This is a genomic window from Agathobacter rectalis ATCC 33656 (assembly GCF_000020605.1).
GTDB lineage: Bacteria > Bacillota > Clostridia > Lachnospirales > Lachnospiraceae > Roseburia > Roseburia rectalis.
In genome coordinates this window covers 379,200-399,317 of the sequence record NC_012781.1, presented here as the reverse complement: position 1 = coordinate 399,317, position 20,118 = coordinate 379,200, and the positions used below count along the sequence as shown (strand labels likewise).

Sequence of the window (20,118 nt, the reverse complement as noted above, 5' to 3'; positions counted from 1 at the left end):
CACTCATGTATCAGACACGGTCACGCTCTTTGGTCTTACTGGCCCTGCCGCTATGAGTTTTGTCACACATAAACATAAATATGATATTTAAAATTTATATACGACCAATTTATTTAGAAGAATCAGTGCAAGGATTATTCGAATGAATTATTCCTCAGTCTGATTTAACTCTAAACCTAATTCTTTTAATTTTGCTAAAACTTCCTCTAAAGACTTGCGACCAAGGTTACGAACCTTCATCATGTCCTCAGGTGTTCTATTGATAAGCTCTGCAACAGTGTTGATTCCTGCACGCTTTAAGCAGTTGTATGAACGAACTGAAAGCTCAAGCTCATCGATGTTCATCTCAAGAACCTTCTCCTGAGCATCGTTTTCCTTCTCGACCATAACGTCAACCTGCTGTGCTGCCTCTGAAAGATCGATGAACAGATTTAAGTGCTCACTTAACACCTTAGCTGCAAGGCTGACTGCCTCGTCCGGCTCCAATGTACCATTTGTAAATACATCTAATGTAAGCTTATCGTAATCTGTAACCTGACCTACACGGGTATTCTCTACAGTAAGATTAACACGCTCAACAGGAGTGTAGATTGAATCTACAGCAAGAACTCCGATTGGTGTATCCTCGTTCTTGTTCTTCTCTGCTCCGACATAACCTCTGCCGTTAGTGATTGTAAGCTCCATGTAAAGCTTAGAATCTGCTCCACCATTCAAGTGTGCAATCTCTAACTCAGGATTCAAAATCTCGATATCTGAATCAACCTGAATATCGGCTGCTGTAACAACGCCTTCACCTTCGAATTCGATATATGCAACCTTTGGTTCATTTGTAGAACTATTATTGCGAATTGCAAGGTTCTTGATATTCATGATGATTTCTGTAACATCTTCCTTAACACCAGGAATAGAGCTGAATTCATGTAAAACACCATCAATCTTGACCTGGCTTACTGCAGCGCCCGGTAAAGAAGAAAGCATGATACGTCTTAAAGAGTTTCCAAGTGTTGTACCGTAACCTCTCTCTAATGGCTCTACAACAAATCTGCCATATGTCTTGTCTTCTGAAATTTCTGCGATTTCAATTTTTGGTTTTTCAAAATCGAACACTTCAAATTCCCTCCTTCTCGGGTATCGTTGTTATATGTTATCAAAGAGTGGATAAGCCGGGAAATAAATCCCCGGCAAATCAACCTAATTTTACTTAGAATATAACTCGACAATGAGCATCTCATCTACAGGAACATCAATCTGCTCACGTGTAGGTAAGTCTTTTACAGTTCCCTGTAATTTCTCAGCATCTACGTCTAACCACTCCGGAACGATTCTTCCGCCAGCTACCTCGACGATATCTTTCATTCTCTGAGTATTCTTTTTGCTCTCTTTAATTTCGATAACATCGCCAGCCTTTACAAGGTATGAAGGGATGTTAACAACTTTTCCGTTTACTGTAACGAACTTGTGATCAACGATCTGTCTAGCTTCTTTTCTTGTTCTTGCGAAACCAAGACGGAAAATTACGTTGTCAATTCTTGACTCAAGGATTGTCATAAGGTTAAGACCTGTTAATCCTTTCATCTGATCTGCTTTCTTGTAGTAGTTACGGAAAGGCTTCTCTAAAACACCATAGATGAATTTAGCTTTCTGCTTTTCTCTTAACTGAAGTCCGTACTCAGACACCTTTCTGTTTGCTCTTGTAAGGTTTCTTCTAGACTTCTTATCATATCCTAAATAACTTGGCTCTAAACCAAGTGATCTGCATCTCTTAAGTACAGGTACTTTATTAACTGCCATTTTAATCTATACCTCCTGATTAGACTCTTCTACGTTTTGGTGGACGACATCCATTGTGAGGTACCGGAGTAACGTCTCTGATTGATGTAACCTCAAGACCACATGCTGAAAGGGCACGAATAGCTGCCTCTCTTCCTGAACCTGGTCCCTTAACGAATACGTCAACTGTCTTTAATCCATGGATTAAAGCTGCCTTTGTAGCTGTTTCTGCTGCCATCTGTGCAGCATATGGAGTAGATTTCTTTGAACCTCTAAATCCAAGACCACCGGCACTTGCCCATGATAAAGCATTTCCTTCAGCATCTGTTAAAGTAACGATTGTGTTATTGAAAGATGCCTGAATATGTGCCTGTCCGCGTTCAACGTTTTTCTTTACACGCTTTTTAGTTGTTTTCTTTGCAACATTCTTAGCCATATTTAAACTAACCTACTTTCTACTTTCTAAACTTTATTTAAGTTATAATGAAGCTCTGCTTCTTCGTCCGCAGAACTAAACGCGCACTACGTTCAAGTGGCGTTTTCACTTATTTTCCAAGTGATTATTTCTTCTTGTTTGCTACTGTTCTCTTAGGACCCTTGCGAGTTCTTGCATTAGTCTTTGTCTTCTGACCACGAACCGGAAGTCCCTTTCTATGACGGATACCACGATAGCATCCAATTTCCTGAAGTCTCTTGATATTTAAAGCGATTTCTCTTCTTAAATCACCTTCAACTGTCATTGTCTCGTCGATAACAGCGCTGATTCTCTTAACCTCGTCATCTGTAAGATCTCTAACACGAGTGCTTGGATCAACATTAGCTGCTTCAAGGATACGGTCTGCACTTACTCTTCCGATTCCGTAGATGTAAGTTAAGCCGATTTCTACACGTTTTTCTCTTGGTAAATCTACACCTGCAATACGAGCCATGTGTGTTTACACCTCCATAATTTTTAGTTATTTACTATAGTAACGATACATCTGCAACTTGACGTATACTCTCCGAAACACATATGTATCTACAGCTACGGTTGCACGTCCTGAAATGTGTGTAGCCATATGCGCTCCCATATTTGCATTTTGTCTCATATCACTCGGTATTATAATATGAAACCAGAATGCCTCTGTTTATTATGAACAGCGATGATAAATATCTCGCTGCAGCCGCACATAATGATGTGAAAAAAGGTTTAATAAACCAAACGCACAAATAACAGGGTCAAATATTTGTACTAATTAACCCTGTCTCTGCTTATGCTTTGGATTCTCACAGATAATTCTGATGCTTCCTTTTCTCTTGATAACTTTGCACTTTTCGCAAATAGGTTTAACTGATGATCTTACCTTCACAGCAAATCCTCCTTTCTCTATAAAAGTCCTTTTCAGGTACTTTTCCAAAAGTGTCCAGATAGCATTATACACGGACACTTAAGGGAAGTCAATATATTTTTTTAAAAAATTATCTGTAAAAATTACTTATCTCTCCAGATAATTCTGCCCTTTGTCAGATCGTATGGTGACATCTCAATTGTTACCTTATCTCCCGGTAAAATTCTGATGAAATTCATACGAAGCTTTCCACTGATTGTAGCTAAAATCTGGTGTCCGTTCTCAAGCTCTACCTTAAAAAACGCATTTGGTAACTTCTCAACTACAACACCTTCAACTTCGATAACGTCTGCTTTTGACATTTTGATTCCTCCTGTAAATAAATCCTTGGGTTTCGTTATGATTATTATTAGATTAGCTCCAGAAATCCGGCTGCTTTTTCATCCTCTGTCAGAGAAAGTATCTCCGGCTTTCCTTTTGTAATAAGTATGGTATTTTCATAGTGTGCCGACAACGATAAATCCTCAGTAACCACTGTCCATTCGTCATCCATCCACACCACATGCGGTGAACCTGCATTAATCATTGGCTCAACCGCCAGTGTCATGCCCGGCTTAAGTCTGAGCCCTTTTCTAAAGCCCTGTGGTCTGAAGTTCGGCACCTCAGGATCCTCATGTAAATGGCTTCCTATGCCATGACCAACAAGGTCATATACAACTCCGTATCCAAAAGACTCGGCAAGCTGCTGTATGGCTCCTGAAATATCATACAGTCTGTTTCCCGCAACTGCATTCTTTATTCCTGCAAAAAAACTGAGACGTGTTCTTTCTATAAGAAGTCTTGCTTCCTCTGAAATCTCTCCTACGCCTACTGTTCTGGCTGCGTCTGAGTGGTATCCTTTGTAGATAACACCAGCATCAAGGCTCACGATATCGCCCTCCTGTAAGATACGCTCATCAGTCGGGATACCATGTACAACCTCCTCATTTACTGAAACACATATGGAGGCCGGATATCCGCAATATCCTAAGAAAGACGGCTCGCATCCATAACTACGAATCATTTCTTCGCCCAGCCGGTCCACATCCTTAGTGGACATTCCCGGTTTGATTTCTTTACCGAGCTGCTGATGAACGGCCGCCAGAATCCTGCCGGCCTCCCTCATCAGCTCTATCTCATGCTCTGATTTTATAGTTACAGACATTATTATTCACCTAAAATACCTACAATGGCTGAAAAAACTTCATCCATAGGCTTTGTTCCGTCTACAGACTTTAAAATGCCCTGCTTGTCATAATACTCGATAAGTGGCTGTGTCTGCTCATGATATACAGCTAAGCGCTTCTGAACTGTCTCCGGCTTATCGTCATCTCTAAGTACTGTGTCAGCGCCACATGCATCACATTTGCCCTCAACCTTTGTTGGATTGAAAACGATATGATATGTTGCACCACAATTGAGGCAGGCTCTTCTTCCACCCATACGGTTAACAATGTTCTCATCAGGAACATCTACATCGATGGCATAATCCATCTTCTCCCCAATCTTTGTGAGAGCATCATCAAGCGCCTTTGCCTGTGGAATTGTTCTTGGGAAACCGTCTAATACAAATCCGTTTTTGCAATCATCCTGCTGTATTCTATCCATAACAAGGTCACAGGTAAGCTCATCCGGAACAAGTGCTCCCTGATCCATGTAAGTCTTTGCCTTCTTACCAAGCTCTGTTCCGTTCTTGATGTTTGCACGGAATATATCTCCTGTAGAGATATGTGGTATAGAATATTTTGCAGCTATCTGTTTTGCCTGTGTACCTTTGCCGGCACCAGGTGCCCCTAACATGATGATCTTCATAAAAATTTTCTCCTTTTATACAAAACTTGTTGATAGCACGAATGGAGATACTGAATTCAGTATCTCCAATGTACAATTAATCATCTAAAAATCCTTTATAGTATCGAACTCTCATCTGTGATTCAATTTGCTTCAATGTCTCAATAACAACTCCGACAATGATGATGATTGAAGTTCCACCAAAGGATACATCTGCGTTGAATACTCCATTGAAGAATATCGGAACAAATGCGATAAACGCAAGTCCAATAGCTCCAATAAATACAATGTAGTTTAATATCTGATTTAAGTAATCGCTGGTTGGCTTTCCAGGTCTGATACCGGGTATAAAGCCACCTGAACGCTTCATATTGTTTGCAATCTCAAGCGGATTGAATGTAATGTTTGTGTAGAAATAAGCAAATGCTATAATCAACACAATGTAAACAATAAGTCCGATTGAATATACCGGCTCCTTTGGATCACACCAGTTAGACTGTGATAATCCTTTTAATATCTTAGAGCCTATTCCATTTCCATTGCCTTTTCCAAGGAAGCTGGCAATGATAACAGGTGTCTGCATAAGAGACTGTGCAAAGATCACCGGGATAACTCCACTGGTATTTACCTTTAGTGGAATGCATGTCTGCTGACCGCCCATCTGCTTGTTGCCTCTTATTTTGCTTGAGTACTGTACAGGAATCTTGCGCTGTGCATCCTGAAGCAATACTACAAATACTACCATTGCAGCAATTATTGCTACTATGATAAGACCTGCAACAATCGCCTTTGGTATGTTCGCTGCTGAAGCAATGAACTGTGACCAAAGTGTACTTAAATCCTCTGGAATACGTGAAATAATATTGATTGTCAATACTATTGATATTCCGTTTCCAACACCCTTTTCTGTAATACGCTCTCCAATCCACATAAGTACAGCTGAACCAGCTGTAAGTGAAGTAACGACCATAATAACAGTCAATGGTGTCTTTTCTGTAAGGTAATTTTGTCTGTAAAAACCAATTACCATCATGACTGACTCAAGAAGGCCTAATGCTATTGTAAGATAACGTGTTATCTCAACAATTTTCTTTCTGCCATCCTCGCCATCGCGTTGCATCTCTTCAAGCTTAGGTATAGCAATTGTAAGCAACTGCATAATGATTGAAGATGTAATGTATGGTGTAATATTCAGCGCAAATACTGACATCTGTGAGAATGATCCACCTGTTATAGCATCAACAAAGCCTAAACCATCTGCTGATTTACTGTTTAACCAACTCTGAAATACGGAGCCCTTGACACCAGGAATCGGAAGCTCGCTTCCGATTCTGATGACAATAAGCATCATGAATGTAAAAAGGATTCTATTACGGACATCCTTTATTTTAAACGCATTACGGAGTGTTTTAAGCATTAGATCACCTCTGCTTTTCCACCAAGAGCTTCGATTTTCTCTTTTGCACTAGCACTGAAAGCGTTAGCCTGAACTGTAAGCTTCTTAGTAAGTTCTCCATTTCCAAGAATCTTTACGCCATCTCTAGGATTCTTAACGATTCCAGCCTCGATTAATGTCTCAACTGAAACTACTGCATCGTTATCGAATCTCTCAAGAGCTGAAAGATTTATAGGTACGATTGTAAGAGTGTTTCTATTCTTGAAACCTCTCTTAGGCAATCTTCTATATAATGGCATCTGTCCACCTTCGAAACCAGGTCTTGGAGCTCCTGAACGAGCCTTCTGTCCCTTGTGTCCCTTACCAGCAGTCTTACCGTTTCCTGAGCCGTGTCCACGACCTCTTCTGAAATTATCACTATGAACTGAACCCTCAGCCGCTTTTAAATTAGATAAATCCATCACGGTACCTCCTTATTTTATTCTTAAACTTCTTCTACTTTTACGTATGGTGCTACTTTGCGAACAGCTCCCTGTGTAGCTGCATTGTTTGGTAACTCTACAGTTTTGCCTAACTTAGTAAGACCAAGAGCCTCAATAGTCTTCTTGTTCTTAGGAACAGCACCGATTGTAGATTTGATTAATGTAACTTTAACTCTATCTGCCATTTTAGCGTTCCTCCTAACCTAAGATTTCTTCTACAGATTTACCACGAAGCTTTGCAACATCCTCAGGGCTTCTTAACTGCTTAAGAGCCTCGATAGTAGCAAGTACTACGTTCTGCTTGTTGTTTGATCCTAAAGACTTTGTACGGATATTCTGGATACCAGCGATCTCGCATACTGAACGTGCAGGACCACCAGCGATGATACCAGTACCTTCAGGAGACTTCTTTAATAATACGGAAGCACCTGTATATTTTCCTGTTACATCATGTGTAATAGAATTGTTCTCGTCTAACTTAACATTTACCATGCTCTTGATGGCGTCCTCTTTACCCTTACGGATAGCTTCAGGAATTTCTGCTGCTTTTCCAAGACCTGCACCTACATGGCCGTTCTTGTCACCAACAACAACGAGAGCTGTGAATCGCATGTTACGTCCACCCTTAACAACCTTTGTTACACGCTTGATGTCAACTACCTGGTCAACTAATTCTAATTGACTAGCGTCAATGATTTCACGTTTCATGTTTGTCTCCTCCTAAAAATCTAAGCCAGCTTCTCTTGCTGCTTCAGCTAATGCTTTAACTTTTCCTGCGTAAATAAAACCGCCTCTATCGAAGACAACAGTTGAAATACCTTTATCTAATGCTTTCTTTGCGATTACAGTACCAAGCTTTGCTGCTGCATCTACGTTATTAGTCTTCTCGAGCTCTGCCTTGATATCCTTGTCAAGTGTTGATGCAGAAACGAGTGTATTTCCAACTGTATCATCAATAATCTGAGCATACATATGGTTATTACTTCTGAATACAGCTAAACGAGGACGCTGTGCTGTACCAGCAAGATGATTACGCATTCTGTTATGTTTCTTTACACGAACTTCTGTTCTTGATTTCTTACTAACCATTACTTGTCCACTCCTTTAATTATTTTTTACCAGTCTTACCAACTTTACGTCTAATAACCTCATCAGCATATTTGATTCCCTTGCCCTTATATGGCTCAGGTCTTCTCTTATCTCTGATCTCAGCTGCGTACTGGCCAACTTTTTCTTTATCGATACCCTTAATGATGATCTTGTTATCCTGAACCTCTGACTCAAGTCCTTCCGGATCCTCCATCTCAACCGGATGAGAATATCCTAAGTTAAGAGTAAGTTTCTTTCCAGCCTTAGAAGCTCTGTAACCAACACCGTTAACCTCAAGAGTCTTTGTATAACCCTCAGTTACACCAACAACCATGTTGTGGATAAGTGTTCTTGTTAATCCATGTAAGGATTTCATTTTCTTCAAATCATTAGGTCTTGTAACTACTACTTCTTCACCCTCTAATTTGATATCCATCTCTGATGGAAGAGTTCTCTCAAGAGTACCCTTTGGACCTTTTACAGTCACATGATTATTTTCTGCAATTTCAACTGTTACTCCAGCAGGAACTGCGATTGGCATTCTTCCTATACGTGACATGCCCGTACCTCCTATATTTTGATATTAGGTTAATAGTTATTTAGTATTTCTGACCTTGTGGTCAGGTTATACTTTAAGATGTTACTTGCTGTATCCCTACTATACATCATGGATGCATCGAATATGGATACGTGATGAAATATACTTAATATAAATTAAGATCTTTAGGGGCTACCAAACGAATGCTAAAACTTCGCCACCAACCTGAAGCTTTCTAGCCTCTTTATCAGTTACGATACCCTGGTTAGTTGAAAGAATAGCGATTCCAAGTCCACCAAGTACTGAAGGAATCTCATCCTTGCCTGCGTATACACGAAGACCTGGCTTAGAAATTCTCTTGATGCCTGTAATAACCTTCTCGTTCTTATCAGCACCATATTTTAATGTAACATGGATTGTCTTGATTTTTCCATCCTCAACGATGTCGTATTTCTCGATGAATCCCTCATCTACAAGGATTCCAGCGATTGCTACTTTAATCTTAGAAGCTGGGATGTCTACTGTATCATGTTTTGCAGTATTTGCGTTACGAATTCTTGTAAGCATATCTGCGATTGGATCACTTGTCATCATCATAATGAACGATATCCTCCTTAAATATGTTTGTTAATATAGTTATTTATAAAAACAGCTGTTGCTGAAAGGAAGTTCTCTTCGCACTAAGCTCACACAGCGCATATGCGCTTGTGTTCACTAAGTTGCTTTCAGGCTTACCAGCTAGCTTTTTTAACGCCTGGGATCTGTCCCTTGTATGCTAACTCACGGAAGCATACTCTGCAGATTCCGTATTTCTTTAAAACTGAATGTGGACGTCCACAAATTCTACAACGTGTATAAGCTCTTGTAGAGAACTTTGGTGCACGCTGCTGTTTGATTTTCATACTTGTCTTAGCCATTAGAATTCCTCCGATTATTTAGCGAATGGCATATTGAACTGTGCCAGTAACTCACGTGCCTCTTCGTCTGTCTTAGCAGTAGTAACGAAGATAATGTCCATACCACGAACCTTATCTACCTTATCATACTCGATCTCAGGGAAGATGATCTGCTCTTTAATTCCAAGGGCATAGTTTCCACGGCCATCAAATGCGTTAGGGTTAACACCTCTGAAGTCACGTACACGAGGTAATGCTAAGTTGATGAGACGATCTGCAAACTCGTACATCTTCTCACCACGTAATGTAACCTTACATCCGATTGGCATTCCTTCTCTGATTTTAAAGTTAGCTATAGCATTCTTTGCTTTAGTTGTAACTGCTTTCTGTCCTGTGATGGCTTCCATATCCTTAACGGCTGCCTCAAGAACCTTAGCGTTTTCCTTAGCTTCACCAACACCCATGTTAACTACGATCTTGTCAAGCTTTGGAATTTCCATTGCGTTTTTGTATCCGAACTTTTTGATCATTGCGTCCTTGATCTCATTTTCGTACTGTTCTCTAAGTCTACTCAATGTCTTAATCCTCCTCTCTCCAATTAGTCGATAACCTTGCCTGTTGATTTAGCAAAGCGAACTTTCTTATCTCCATCCATCTTGAATCCTACACGAGTAGGCTTTCCATCATGGATGAGCATTACGTTGGAAGCATCAATTGGAGCCTCCTGATGAACGATACCGCCCTGCTGATTTGACATACTTGGTTTTGTATGCTTAGTAACCATGTTGATTCCCTCAACAAGAAGTGTATTGTTCTTTGCGTTTACGGCAATTACCTTGCCCTCATTGTTGATATCTTTTCCAGCGATAACCTTAACAAGGTCGCCTTTTTTGATTTTCATAGTTGCCATTGACGTTCCTCCTATAATACTTCCGGAGCCAGAGAAACAATCTTCATGAACTGTTTCTCACGAAGCTCACGAGCTACTGGTCCAAATATACGTGTTCCTTTTGGAGTTTTGTCATCTTTGATGATTACTGCTGCGTTCTCATCAAACTTTATATAAGATCCGTCTTTACGACGAGCACCTTTTACTGAACGAACTACTACGGCTTTAACTACATCGCCTTTTTTAACAACACCGCCTGGTGTTGCATCTTTAACAGTAGCAACGATTACATCACCGATGTTCGCATATCTTCTGGTAGATCCACCCATAACGCGGATAACAAGTAACTCTTTAGCGCCAGTGTTATCAGCAACCTTGAGTCTGCTTTCCTGCTGTACCATGCTTGTAGCCTCCTTTTATTATTTTGCTCTTTCCATGATTTCTACAAGTCTCCATCTCTTATCTTTAGATAAAGGTCTTGTTTCCATAACTCTGACTGTATCACCGATCTTTGCATCGTTTTTCTCGTCATGAGCTTTTAATTTATAAGTCTTCTTAACGATCTTGTTGTAAAGAGGATGTCTTACGTTATCTCTTACAGCTACAACGATTGTCTTATCCATCTTATCGCTTACAACAACACCAACACGTGTTTTTCTAAGATTTCTTTCTTCCACGGTCTAAAATCTCCTTTCTGATAGGATAAACTATTCTGCAGCCTTTGCAGTGATAACAGTCTGAATTCTAGCGATGTTCTTACGAACCTCTTTGATTCTTGCTGTGTTATCTAACTGGTTAGTTGCATTCTGGAATCTTAAATTGAAAAGTTCTTTTTTAGCATCAACGAGCTGTGCCTGTAACTGCTCTACGCTCTGTGCCTGTAACTCTTTAACGTATGCACTAGTTTTCATTTGACTCACCGCCTTCTAAATCTGCACGAGAAACTACTTTACACTTGCAAGGTAATTTGTGTGTAGCAAGACGTAAAGCTTCTTTAGCTACGTCTTCCGGTACTCCGGAGATTTCAAATAATACTCTACCTGGTTTTACTACAGCTACCCAATACTCAAGGGCACCCTTTCCTTTACCCATTCGAACACCCATAGGCTTATGTGTTACAGGTTTCTCTGGGAAAATCTTTATCCAAACTTTACCACCACGCTTGATGTAACGAGTCATAGCTACACGGGCAGCCTCAATCTGATTTGCTTTGATCCAGCATGGCTCAAGTGCTACAATACCGTACTCACCATTTGTGATCTTGTTTCCTCTTGTAGCTTTTCCTGCCATGGAACCACGGAACTGTTTACGATGTTTTACTCTCTTAGGCATTAACATAATTACTTAGCTCCTCCTTCCTTGTTTGCTTTTGTAGGAAGTACCTCGCCTTTGTAGATCCAAACCTTAACGCCAACCTTGCCGTAAGTTGTATCTGCCTCAGCGAATCCATAATCGATATCTGCTCTGATTGTCTGGAGTGGAGTAGTTCCATCATTGTATGTCTCTGTACGAGCCATATCTGCTCCGCCAAGACGACCTGAACATGTTGTCTTAATTCCTTTAACGCCGGCCTTCATAGCTCTTCCCATGCAAGACTTCATTGCTCTACGGAATGAAACACGGTTCTCAAGCTGTAAAGCGATGTTCTCAGCAACAAGCTGTGCATCCTTGTCCGGTCTCTTTACTTCTTTGATATCAACAACTAATTTCTTGTCTGTAAGCTTCTGAACCTCAGCCTTGATCTTCTCGATCTCAGCTCCGCCCTTACCGATTACAACACCCGGCTTAGCTGTATAAATGATAACCTTAACGCGATCTGAAGCTCTCTCGATCTCAATCTTTGAAACACCAGCTGCGTATAATTTTTTCTTTAAAAATGTTCTGATATTATAATCTTCTACTAAGTAATCAGCGAAATCACCCTCTGCATACCATTTGGAATCCCAGTCCTTGATAACGCCAACTCTTAAGCCATGAGGATTAACCTTCTGTCCCATGATTGCCTCCTATCTTTCATCAAGCACGATTGTAATGTGGCTCATTCTCTTCTCGATTCTGTAAGCTCTACCCTGTGCTCTAGGATGAATTCTCTTCATTGTTGGTCCTTTATTTGCAAAACACTCTGCAACGTAAAGGTTCTCTGCCTTATAGTTCTTTTCCGGATAATTATTTTCTGCGTTAGCGATTGCTGACTCTAATAATTTCTTTACTAAGCTTGAAGCATATCTAGGATTGTATGTTACGATTGCAAGTGCTTCGTTAACACTCTTTCCACGAATAGCATCTAAAACGAAACAAGCTTTCTGTACAGACACTCTAGCATAAGATAACTTTGCTGAAGGTCTTGTATCTCTAACTTCATTTCTCTCTCTCTTGATTTTGGATCTATGTCCCTTTGCCATGGATGAAACCTCCTTTCAATAAATCTTATCTTACGCCTGATTTCTTCTCGTCTTTTCCATGTCCTCTGTAAGTTCTTGTTGCAACGAACTCACCAAGTTTATGTCCAACCATATCCTCTGTAACATATACAGGAACATGCTTTCTTCCATCATGAACAGCGATTGTGTGTCCAACGAATGAAGGGAAGATTGTTGAACGACGTGACCATGTCTTGATTACAGACTTGTCACCAGAAGCGTTCATAGCATCTACTTTTTTAAGTAAGCTTTCATCAGCAAATGGTCCTTTTTTTAATGAACGTGCCATTTATTCAACCTCCTAATTATTTGATTGCACGACCGTCTCTTCTACGAACGATCATCTTGTTAGACTGTTTGTTCTTCTTTCTGGTCTTTAAGCCAAGTGCAGGTTTGCCCCATGGAGTACATGGTCCTGGACGTCCTACAGGTGCCTTACCTTCTCCACCACCGTGTGGATGGTCGTTAGGGTTCATAACAGATCCACGAACTGTTGGACGAACACCCATGTGACGCTTACGTCCGGCTTTACCAATATTTACGAGGTTGTGATCTCCGTTTCCAATTACACCGATTGTAGCACGGCACTGAATTGGAACCATTCTCATCTCTCCTGAAGGAAGACGAAGTGTTGCATATTTGCCTTCTTTAGCCATAAGCTGTGCGCTAAGTCCTGCTGAACGAACAAGCTGTCCGCCCTTTCCAGGAAGAAGCTCGATGTTGTGAATCTGTGTACCAACTGGGATATTCTCAAGTGGTAAGCAGTTTCCAACTCTAACCTCAGCCTGAGCACCGCTCATAACCTTCATTCCGTCTGTAAGTCCTGCTGGAGCAAGAATATATGATTTCTCACCATCTGCATAGCAGATAAGTGCGATGTTTGCTGTTCTGTTTGGATCATACTCGATACCAATTACAGTTGCTGGAATACCGTCTTTCTTATTTCTCTTGAAATCGATAAGTCTGTATTTTCTTCTATTTCCACCACCCTGGTGTCTAACTGTGATTTTACCCTGATTGTTACGACCAGCGTTCTTCTTTAAAGAAGTAACAAGTGACTTCTCAGGAGTTGTCTTTGTAATCTCTGAGAAATCTGAACCAGTCATATTTCTTCTGGAAGGTGTATATGGGTTATATGTCTTAATTCCCATTTTGTTTCTCCTTTCGATATGTTTTCATTATCGCGTCTTTTCTGACGCATATCATTTTGAAGTTGCTTTCGACCTCGGTCTACAGTCCTGCGAAGATCTCGATATCTTTGCTGTCTGCTGTAAGCTGTACGATAGCCTTCTTTGTCTTAGCAGTCTTTCCTGTTACCATTCCACGACGCTTGTTCTTGCCTTCGCAGTTCATTGTGTTAACTTTGGCAACCTTTGTTCCTTCGAACATTCTCTCTACTGCTTCTTTGATCATAGTCTTGTTTGCATCCGGGTGAACAAGGAATGTGTATTTCTTCTCAGCCATTGCATTCATACTCTTCTCAGTTACTACTGGTTTGAGGATTACATCATAGTACTGTACGTTTGCCATTATGCATATACCTCCTCGATTGTTGCTACAGCAGCCTTTGTAACTACTACTGTGTCATATTTTAATACATCGAATACGTTAAGCTCATTTGTCTGAGTTGTCTTAACTGTTGGGATGTTTGCTGCAGAAGCGATAACCTTCTCGTCCATATCATTTAATACAACGAGTGCCTTCTCAACATTGAGGTTCTTTAATACTTCTACGAATTTCTTTGTCTTAATCTCATCAAGCTTAAGCTCATCTACTACAACGAACTTGTTCTCAACAACTCTTGATGTAAGTGCAGACTTAAGAGCTGCTCTCTTCTCTTTCTTGTTGAGCTTGAATGAGTAATCTCTAGGAGTAGGAGCGAATACAACTCCACCACCTGTCCACTGTGGAGATCTTGTAGAACCCTGACGTGCATGTCCTGTTCCCTTCTGTCTCCATGGTTTTCTTCCGCCACCGCGAACTTCAGAACGTGTCTTAGCTTTCTGAGTTCCCTGACGTTTATTTGCAAGCTGCTGAAGAACAGCCATATGAACTAAATGCTCATTAATTTCTACGCCGAAAATGGAATCATTTAACTCGATCTTGTCGACTTCTTTGCCTTCCATGTTATATACAGCTACGTTAGCCATCGTAAAGTTCCTCCTTTCTTACTTTGCACTATTTACCAGATTTTGTAGTCTCTTTTACTGTAATGAGAGCTTTCTTAGCTCCTGGAACTGCGCCCTTGATTAACAGTAAGTTCTTGTCTGCGTCAACTCTTACAACCTCAAGATTCTGAGTTGTAACCTTTACGCTACCCATGTGTCCAGGCATTCCTTTTCCCTTGAATACCTTACTTGGTGAAGAACAAGCACCGTTAGAACCCTGATGACGATGGAATTTAGAACCATGAGCCATTGGTCCTCTGTGCTGACCTAATCTCTTGATAGCACCCTGGAAACCTTTACCTTTTGAAATAGCAGTTACGTCAACCTTGTCACCCTCTGCGAAGATGTCAGCCTTGATCTCATCTGCTAAATTGTACTCATCTGCGTTTTCGAATTTGAACTCGCGAACGAATCTCTTTCCTGAAACACCTGCTTTTTTGAAGTGTCCCATCTGAGCCTTATTAACACCATGTCTGTGTGCTACGCTCTTTTTACCGTTGGCATCCTTCTCAACGACTTTCTCTTTCTTGTCGCCGAAACCAACCTGAACTGCGCTGTAACCGTCATTCTCAACAGTTTTGATCTGTGTTACAACACATGGACCAGCCTCTAATACAGTTACAGGTACTAATACACCATCTGCATTGAAGATCTGTGTCATACCGATTTTTGTTGCTAAAATCGCTTTCTTCATTTCTTTACCTCCTGTTTTCTACAGCGGAACGCCTCTTGCCTGTCAACCCAGCCCGCGAAGAATTAGCCGGAACAAGTAGCGGAACCGTTCATCCTAGAGCAGCCTACTAGATCGTTATGCTTTCGCACTGTATCTTCTATATAAACCATTCGGGGATATACTAATTAATTGTTGAAGCTTATTTCTGCTTCATTTTGATATCAATGTAAACACCAGCTGGCATTTCAATCCTTGATAAAGACTCTGTTGTCTTCTGTGTTGGATTGATGATATCGATAAGTCTCTTATGAGTTCTCTGCTCGAACTGTTCACGAGAATCCTTGTACTTGTGAGTAGCTCTAAGAATTGTAACTACTTCCTTCTTTGTTGGAAGAGGTACCGGTCCGCTCACCTGTGATCCATTCTTCTTTACAGTCTCGATGATTTTCTTTGCGCTTGAATCTACTAACTCGTGATCATACGCCTTGAGAGTAATTCTCATTACTTGACTTGCCATAAAAAAAGTCGCCTCCTTTTCGCACTTTTAACTTCAGTACGACAAGCGGTGACTGTACACATCTCCGTGTGTGTCCTGTGGACTTTCACACGTTGTTTCTACATTTTGTAGACCATATCTGTTCTGTACAGTGACTTGCCGTCAGTTTCCTAACTTGACATTCGCTCCGCCGAATTCTCTGTCTCATGGACAGTAACTTCAAACTTCATAGCTATCATGCCACAGCAAGTGATATTATACATGACGTTTACAATAATTGCAATACTTTTTTCAAAAAAAATTTATTTTTTTATTTCGGATAATATTCCATTGAAAAATTACACTTTTGCACGTATATTATTATAGAAGAAACCCGATTAAATGCAAGCAACGTGTAGTTTATTTTTACACGCAGATAAGAAAGGAATATAAACATATGTGGTTAGCAGATAGATGGAAAGATTACGAGGTTATTGACTGCTCATGCGGTGAAAAGCTTGAGCGTTGGTCTAAATATATTTTGCTGCGTCCCGATCCTCAGGTAATTTGGGACACTCCAAAGACTAATAAGAACTGGAAAAAGCTTAACGGTCACTATCACAGAAGCAAGAAAGGCGGCGGTGAGTGGGAATTTTTTGATTTGCCGCAGGAGTGGACCATAAACTACTCTCTTCCTATTAATAAAGAGCTCACATTTCACTTAAAACCATTCAGCTTCAAGCACACCGGTCTGTTTCCTGAGCAGGCTGCCAACTGGGACTGGTTTTCAAAGAAGATTTACGATGCAAAAAAAAGCGGTCGTGATGTAAAGGTATTAAATCTCTTTGCATACACCGGAGGTGCCACTCTTGCTGCCGCTGCCGCAGGCGCCGCTGTCACACATGTGGATGCTTCAAAGGGCATGGTCACATGGGCTAAGGAAAACGCTGTAAGCAGCGGTCTTGGTGACGCACCTATCAGATGGCTTGTGGATGACTGTGTGAAGTTTGTTGAGCGTGAAATCCGCCGTGGCAATCATTACGATGCCATCATAATGGATCCGCCGTCATACGGCAGAGGTCCTAAGGGTGAAATTTGGAAAATTGAGGAAAGCGTGTATCCGCTTGTGCAGCTTTGTGCAAAGCTCCTTACCGACAAGCCGCTTTTCTTCCTTATTAATTCCTATACGACAGGCTTGCAGCCTGCAGTGCTCACCTATATGATAAGCACTGCGCTTAAAAAGTTTGATGGTAAAGTAACCGCAAGCGAAATCGGTCTCCCGGTTTCTTCAAACGGACTCGTGCTGCCTTGTGGTGCAAGCGGACGCTTTGAAAGTATCTTCTAATCAGTTCTAAAATAAAATCAGCCGCAGTATTTCATTATTTTCTATGAAACACTGCGGCATTTTAATGAATATGCAATATATTACAATATTCTCTTTTTCTTCAATAAAATCAGTATCAGCACACATATGACAACCATAACACCTATTATAATCATAAATCCATGTGCTGTCGTCGCAAGCGGTACCCACTTTGAGCTGACATTCATGCCATAGATTCCTGAGATAACTGTCGGAATAGCCATGATAAGTGTGATGATTGTGAGCGACTTCATGACATTGTTAAGTCTGTTGTCAATGACCGTGCTCATAAGCTCTCTGGTACCATTTATGATGTCCCTGTAAATTCCCGTCATCTCAATAGCCTGTTTATTTTCGACAATCACGTCTCCGAGAAGCTCCTTATCCTCCGGATACTGCTCAAGGCGCTTGTATCTGGTCAGTCTCTCTAACACAACTCCATTGGCACGAAGCGATGTGGCAAAGTATACGAGTGTGGATTCCAGCTCGTGAAGCGCGATCAAATCGTCCTCCTCTGTATCCTCTCCGACTCTCTCCTCAATCTCAGTACGCATCTTGTCGATGATGCGCAGATCATTTTGATACAGTACAGATATCCTGTAAAGAATCTGGTATACAAAGCGCATCTTTTTCTTGGTGGAAAATTCCTTTACACGGTTATTTAAAAATACCTGAAGCACCGGTGTATCCTCTGTACAGACTGTCACTATCTCATCATCTGTAAGTATGATGCCAAGTGGGATTGTGGTATATGACTCCTTGTCATGCCTAGTCTCTATCGAAGGTATATCCACAAGAATCAACGTATACCCATCCTGCAGCTCTATACGTGAGCTCTCCTCCTCATCGAGTGCTGCAAGTACGTCTTCAATATCGACATTCAGATCATCCGCTACCATCTGTCCCTCTGCTACAGAAGGGTTGACCATCTGTATCCAGGTACCTCCCTGCAGCGTATCCAGCTCATGTATTAATTTGTCATCTGTCCTGTAAAACTTGACCATGGTGCCTCCCCGTGGCTTTTATGACACACATAATGCCACAAAATATTTTGACATCACTAACGTATTGTCTTTGAAATAAAAGATATTACTTCTCAGCATATTTCTGACTCTGGCTCTTTATAAGCTCTGCATCCTCAAAGTAATTTATCCTCATGGCGCGCTTGACCTCTGCCATTGTCTGTGCTGCAGCCTCTCTTGCTGTCTCGCTGCCCTTCCTTAGTATCTCATATACAGCCGGAATATCCTTCTCATACTCTGCTCTTCTTGCGCGGATAGGTGAAAGTTCCTCCTGCATGATGTTGTTGAGGAATTTCTTAATCTTCACATCACCAAGACCGCCTCTTGTATAGTGGTCCTTAAGCTCCTGAAGGTTAGCATACTCCGGCAGATACTCCTCAAAATGTCCCGGCTTAGAGAAAGCATCAAGATATGTGAATACTGTATTGCCCTCCACATGTCCCGGATCTGAAATCTGGATATGTGTCGGATCTGTATACATGCTCATGATTTTCTTCTTTACATCTGCCTCTGTATCTGCCAGATAGATACAGTTGCCTAATGATTTGCTCATCTTCTGTCCACCGTCTGTACCCGGAAGTCTGCAGCATGCCTCATTCTCAGGTAAAAGCACATCCGGCTCAACGAGCACCTCATCATAGATAGAATTAAACTTTCTGACAATCTCCCTGGTCTGCTCTATCATTGGGAGCTGGTCCTCTCCAACCGGAACAGTTGTAGCCTTGAAGGCAGTGATATCTGCTGCCTGACTGATTGGATAATTGAAAAAGCCAACCGGTATACTTGCCTCGAAATTTCTTAGCTTAATCTCGTTCTTTACTGTAGGGTTTCTCTGAAGTCTCGATACTGTAACGAGATTTGAGTAGAAAAATGTAAGCTCAGTAAGCTCCGGTATCTGTGACTGCACAAACAGTGTAGACTTGGCCGGGTCGAGTCCTGCTGAGAGGTAATCAAGTGCTACCTCTATGATATTCTGTCTGATTTTCTCAGGGTTGTCAAAATTGTCTGTGAGTGCCTGTGCATCGGCAATCATGATAAATATTTTGTCATACTCTCCTGAATTCTGAAGCTCAACTCTTCTGCGAAGGGAGCCCACGTAATGTCCTATATGGAGTCTTCCTGTTGGTCTGTCTCCTGTTAAAATAATTTTTTCCATCTCTATTATTCCTCTGCTTTAGTTCTATTACTACGATTGCAATGTAGGTTTATTCGCCAAACCGTCTGTCTTAGCAATCGCCAGCTTTCTTTATTATAACACACTGACGTGTAAAAGCCTAGGAAAAAGAACTCTCATTTTAATTATTTTATGATATCTACATACTCTGCCTTTGCCGCCCTGCACAAATCATCCGGTGACAGCGTAATCTGAAGCCCAAGCCTGCCTCCGCTGACCGTGATTTTGTCCTGCTCCTTAGCTGCCTCATGGATAAATGTAGGATACTGTTTTTTCATTCCGATTGATGTACAGCCGCCTCTTATATAGCCTGTAACCTTTGTCAAATCCTTGAGATGCAGCATCTCTATGGACTTCTCACCTGCTGCCTTTGCGGCTTTTTTGAAATCAATTTCGTCATCTATCGGTACCACAAACACATAGTATCCGCCGCTTTTGCCGACTGTCGTGATAGTCTTGTACATGCCTGCGTGGTCAAGCCCCAGCTTGTCTGCTATCTGAGCTGCATCCACAAAGTCATCGCACTCGTATGTGCGTGCCTCATATGGAATCTTCATTGTTTCCAGTATTCTTATTGCATTTGTCTTTGCTTCTTTTTTTCCCAT

General features: G+C 41.1%; 34 protein-coding genes. 1 reads left to right on the top strand and 33 read right to left on the bottom strand.

Annotation, left to right across the window (positions count from 1 at the left end):
• Positions 1–147: 147 nt before the first annotated feature.
• From EUBREC_RS02020 to rpsJ, 30 genes are all read right to left on the bottom strand, one after another.
• Positions 148–1,107 (bottom strand): DNA-directed RNA polymerase subunit alpha, encoded by a 960-nt coding sequence (locus EUBREC_RS02020; protein WP_012741353.1) that lies wholly within the window; start codon positions 1,105–1,107, stop codon positions 148–150.
• A 90-nt stretch (positions 1,108–1,197) separates the two neighbouring features.
• The gene (gene rpsD / locus EUBREC_RS02015; protein WP_012741352.1) at positions 1,198–1,791 is read right to left on the bottom strand and encodes a 30S ribosomal protein S4; all 594 of its coding nucleotides are present in this window, start codon (positions 1,789–1,791) and stop codon (positions 1,198–1,200) included.
• A gap of 19 nt (positions 1,792–1,810) precedes the next feature.
• Positions 1,811–2,206, bottom strand: coding sequence for a 30S ribosomal protein S11 (gene rpsK, locus EUBREC_RS02010; protein WP_012741351.1), 396 nt, complete (start codon positions 2,204–2,206; stop codon positions 1,811–1,813).
• A 124-nt stretch (positions 2,207–2,330) separates the two neighbouring features.
• On the bottom strand, positions 2,331–2,699 hold the full coding sequence (gene rpsM / locus EUBREC_RS02005; RefSeq protein WP_012741350.1) for a 30S ribosomal protein S13: 369 nt from the start codon (positions 2,697–2,699) through the stop codon (positions 2,331–2,333).
• A gap of 306 nt (positions 2,700–3,005) precedes the next feature.
• Positions 3,006–3,119 carry a 50S ribosomal protein L36 gene (rpmJ, locus tag EUBREC_RS02000; RefSeq protein ID WP_003022746.1) on the bottom strand — a complete coding sequence of 38 codons (114 nt, stop codon included), beginning with the start codon at positions 3,117–3,119 and terminating at the stop codon, positions 3,006–3,008.
• Positions 3,120–3,241: 122 nt separating this feature from the next.
• The gene (infA, locus tag EUBREC_RS01995) at positions 3,242–3,460 is read right to left on the bottom strand and encodes a translation initiation factor IF-1 (RefSeq protein ID WP_012741348.1); all 219 of its coding nucleotides are present in this window, start codon (positions 3,458–3,460) and stop codon (positions 3,242–3,244) included.
• Positions 3,461–3,507: 47 nt separating this feature from the next.
• On the bottom strand, positions 3,508–4,302 hold the full coding sequence (map, locus tag EUBREC_RS01990; protein ID WP_012741347.1) for a type I methionyl aminopeptidase: 795 nt from the start codon (positions 4,300–4,302) through the stop codon (positions 3,508–3,510).
• Positions 4,303–4,304: 2 nt separating this feature from the next.
• Entirely contained in the window at positions 4,305–4,949 is a 645-nt protein-coding gene (locus EUBREC_RS01985; RefSeq protein ID WP_012741346.1) for an adenylate kinase, read from the bottom strand.
• Between the two features lie 76 nt (positions 4,950–5,025).
• Positions 5,026–6,345, bottom strand: coding sequence for a preprotein translocase subunit SecY (gene secY, locus EUBREC_RS01980; RefSeq protein ID WP_012741345.1), 1,320 nt, complete (start codon positions 6,343–6,345; stop codon positions 5,026–5,028).
• Positions 6,345–6,785, bottom strand: coding sequence for a 50S ribosomal protein L15 (gene rplO / locus EUBREC_RS01975; RefSeq protein WP_012741344.1), 441 nt, complete (start codon positions 6,783–6,785; stop codon positions 6,345–6,347). The genes secY and rplO overlap by 1 nt, the downstream gene beginning before the upstream one ends.
• Before the next feature lie 23 nt (positions 6,786–6,808).
• Entirely contained in the window at positions 6,809–6,991 is a 183-nt protein-coding gene (gene rpmD, locus EUBREC_RS01970) for a 50S ribosomal protein L30 (protein WP_012741343.1), read from the bottom strand.
• A gap of 13 nt (positions 6,992–7,004) precedes the next feature.
• Positions 7,005–7,514 (bottom strand): 30S ribosomal protein S5, encoded by a 510-nt coding sequence (gene rpsE / locus EUBREC_RS01965; protein WP_012741342.1) that lies wholly within the window; start codon positions 7,512–7,514, stop codon positions 7,005–7,007.
• Positions 7,515–7,526: 12 nt separating this feature from the next.
• Positions 7,527–7,895 carry a 50S ribosomal protein L18 gene (gene rplR, locus EUBREC_RS01960; RefSeq protein ID WP_012741341.1) on the bottom strand — a complete coding sequence of 123 codons (369 nt, stop codon included), beginning with the start codon at positions 7,893–7,895 and terminating at the stop codon, positions 7,527–7,529.
• 19 nt (positions 7,896–7,914) lie between these two features.
• Entirely contained in the window at positions 7,915–8,454 is a 540-nt protein-coding gene (rplF, locus tag EUBREC_RS01955) for a 50S ribosomal protein L6 (RefSeq protein ID WP_015515537.1), read from the bottom strand.
• 171 nt (positions 8,455–8,625) lie between these two features.
• Positions 8,626–9,027: a 30S ribosomal protein S8 gene (gene rpsH, locus EUBREC_RS01950; RefSeq protein WP_041254423.1), complete on the bottom strand. Its 402-nt coding sequence runs from the start codon at positions 9,025–9,027 to the stop codon at positions 8,626–8,628.
• A 137-nt stretch (positions 9,028–9,164) separates the two neighbouring features.
• Positions 9,165–9,350: a type Z 30S ribosomal protein S14 gene (locus EUBREC_RS01945; RefSeq protein ID WP_015515536.1), complete on the bottom strand. Its 186-nt coding sequence runs from the start codon at positions 9,348–9,350 to the stop codon at positions 9,165–9,167.
• Between the two features lie 14 nt (positions 9,351–9,364).
• Positions 9,365–9,904, bottom strand: coding sequence for a 50S ribosomal protein L5 (gene rplE, locus EUBREC_RS01940; RefSeq protein WP_012741338.1), 540 nt, complete (start codon positions 9,902–9,904; stop codon positions 9,365–9,367).
• Positions 9,905–9,927: 23 nt separating this feature from the next.
• Positions 9,928–10,239, bottom strand: coding sequence for a 50S ribosomal protein L24 (gene rplX / locus EUBREC_RS01935; RefSeq protein ID WP_012741337.1), 312 nt, complete (start codon positions 10,237–10,239; stop codon positions 9,928–9,930).
• An 11-nt stretch (positions 10,240–10,250) separates the two neighbouring features.
• Positions 10,251–10,619, bottom strand: coding sequence for a 50S ribosomal protein L14 (gene rplN, locus EUBREC_RS01930; RefSeq protein WP_007885948.1), 369 nt, complete (start codon positions 10,617–10,619; stop codon positions 10,251–10,253).
• Positions 10,620–10,637: 18 nt separating this feature from the next.
• Positions 10,638–10,895 (bottom strand): 30S ribosomal protein S17, encoded by a 258-nt coding sequence (gene rpsQ / locus EUBREC_RS01925; RefSeq protein ID WP_012741336.1) that lies wholly within the window; start codon positions 10,893–10,895, stop codon positions 10,638–10,640.
• A 30-nt stretch (positions 10,896–10,925) separates the two neighbouring features.
• Complete coding sequence (gene rpmC, locus EUBREC_RS01920; RefSeq protein WP_012741335.1) at positions 10,926–11,129, bottom strand: 50S ribosomal protein L29; 204 nt, start codon at positions 11,127–11,129, stop codon at positions 10,926–10,928.
• A complete protein-coding gene (gene rplP, locus EUBREC_RS01915) occupies positions 11,119–11,556 on the bottom strand; it encodes a 50S ribosomal protein L16 (protein ID WP_012741334.1) in 438 nt (145 codons plus the stop codon). The genes rpmC and rplP overlap by 11 nt, the downstream gene beginning before the upstream one ends.
• 2 nt (positions 11,557–11,558) lie before the next feature.
• Entirely contained in the window at positions 11,559–12,215 is a 657-nt protein-coding gene (gene rpsC / locus EUBREC_RS01910) for a 30S ribosomal protein S3 (RefSeq protein WP_012741333.1), read from the bottom strand.
• Between the two features lie 9 nt (positions 12,216–12,224).
• Positions 12,225–12,620 carry a 50S ribosomal protein L22 gene (gene rplV, locus EUBREC_RS01905; protein ID WP_012741332.1) on the bottom strand — a complete coding sequence of 132 codons (396 nt, stop codon included), beginning with the start codon at positions 12,618–12,620 and terminating at the stop codon, positions 12,225–12,227.
• A 25-nt stretch (positions 12,621–12,645) separates the two neighbouring features.
• Entirely contained in the window at positions 12,646–12,927 is a 282-nt protein-coding gene (gene rpsS / locus EUBREC_RS01900; protein WP_012741331.1) for a 30S ribosomal protein S19, read from the bottom strand.
• Between the two features lie 16 nt (positions 12,928–12,943).
• Positions 12,944–13,789: a 50S ribosomal protein L2 gene (rplB, locus tag EUBREC_RS01895; protein WP_015515535.1), complete on the bottom strand. Its 846-nt coding sequence runs from the start codon at positions 13,787–13,789 to the stop codon at positions 12,944–12,946.
• 79 nt (positions 13,790–13,868) lie between these two features.
• The gene (gene rplW / locus EUBREC_RS01890; RefSeq protein ID WP_012741329.1) at positions 13,869–14,168 is read right to left on the bottom strand and encodes a 50S ribosomal protein L23; all 300 of its coding nucleotides are present in this window, start codon (positions 14,166–14,168) and stop codon (positions 13,869–13,871) included.
• Complete coding sequence (gene rplD, locus EUBREC_RS01885) at positions 14,168–14,788, bottom strand: 50S ribosomal protein L4 (RefSeq protein WP_012741328.1); 621 nt, start codon at positions 14,786–14,788, stop codon at positions 14,168–14,170. The genes rplW and rplD overlap by 1 nt, the downstream gene beginning before the upstream one ends.
• A gap of 28 nt (positions 14,789–14,816) precedes the next feature.
• Positions 14,817–15,500 (bottom strand): 50S ribosomal protein L3, encoded by a 684-nt coding sequence (gene rplC / locus EUBREC_RS01880; RefSeq protein WP_012741327.1) that lies wholly within the window; start codon positions 15,498–15,500, stop codon positions 14,817–14,819.
• 178 nt (positions 15,501–15,678) lie between these two features.
• Positions 15,679–15,996: a 30S ribosomal protein S10 gene (rpsJ, locus tag EUBREC_RS01875; protein ID WP_012741326.1), complete on the bottom strand. Its 318-nt coding sequence runs from the start codon at positions 15,994–15,996 to the stop codon at positions 15,679–15,681.
• Positions 15,997–16,411: 415 nt separating this feature from the next.
• Between rpsJ and EUBREC_RS01870 the strand changes: the two genes are divergently transcribed.
• A complete protein-coding gene (locus tag EUBREC_RS01870; RefSeq protein ID WP_012741325.1) occupies positions 16,412–17,299 on the top strand; it encodes a class I SAM-dependent methyltransferase in 888 nt (295 codons plus the stop codon).
• 80 nt (positions 17,300–17,379) lie between these two features.
• Here EUBREC_RS01870 and EUBREC_RS01865 read toward each other — a convergent pair whose 3' ends face one another.
• The 3 genes from EUBREC_RS01865 to ybaK form a co-directional block, all read right to left on the bottom strand.
• Positions 17,380–18,321, bottom strand: a complete 942-nt coding sequence (locus tag EUBREC_RS01865) for a magnesium transporter CorA family protein (protein WP_012741324.1) — start codon at positions 18,319–18,321, stop codon at positions 17,380–17,382.
• 85 nt (positions 18,322–18,406) lie between these two features.
• The gene (trpS, locus tag EUBREC_RS01860; protein WP_012741323.1) at positions 18,407–19,495 is read right to left on the bottom strand and encodes a tryptophan--tRNA ligase; all 1,089 of its coding nucleotides are present in this window, start codon (positions 19,493–19,495) and stop codon (positions 18,407–18,409) included.
• A 143-nt stretch (positions 19,496–19,638) separates the two neighbouring features.
• Positions 19,639–20,118, bottom strand: coding sequence for a Cys-tRNA(Pro) deacylase (gene ybaK / locus EUBREC_RS01855; RefSeq protein WP_012741322.1), 480 nt, complete (start codon positions 20,116–20,118; stop codon positions 19,639–19,641).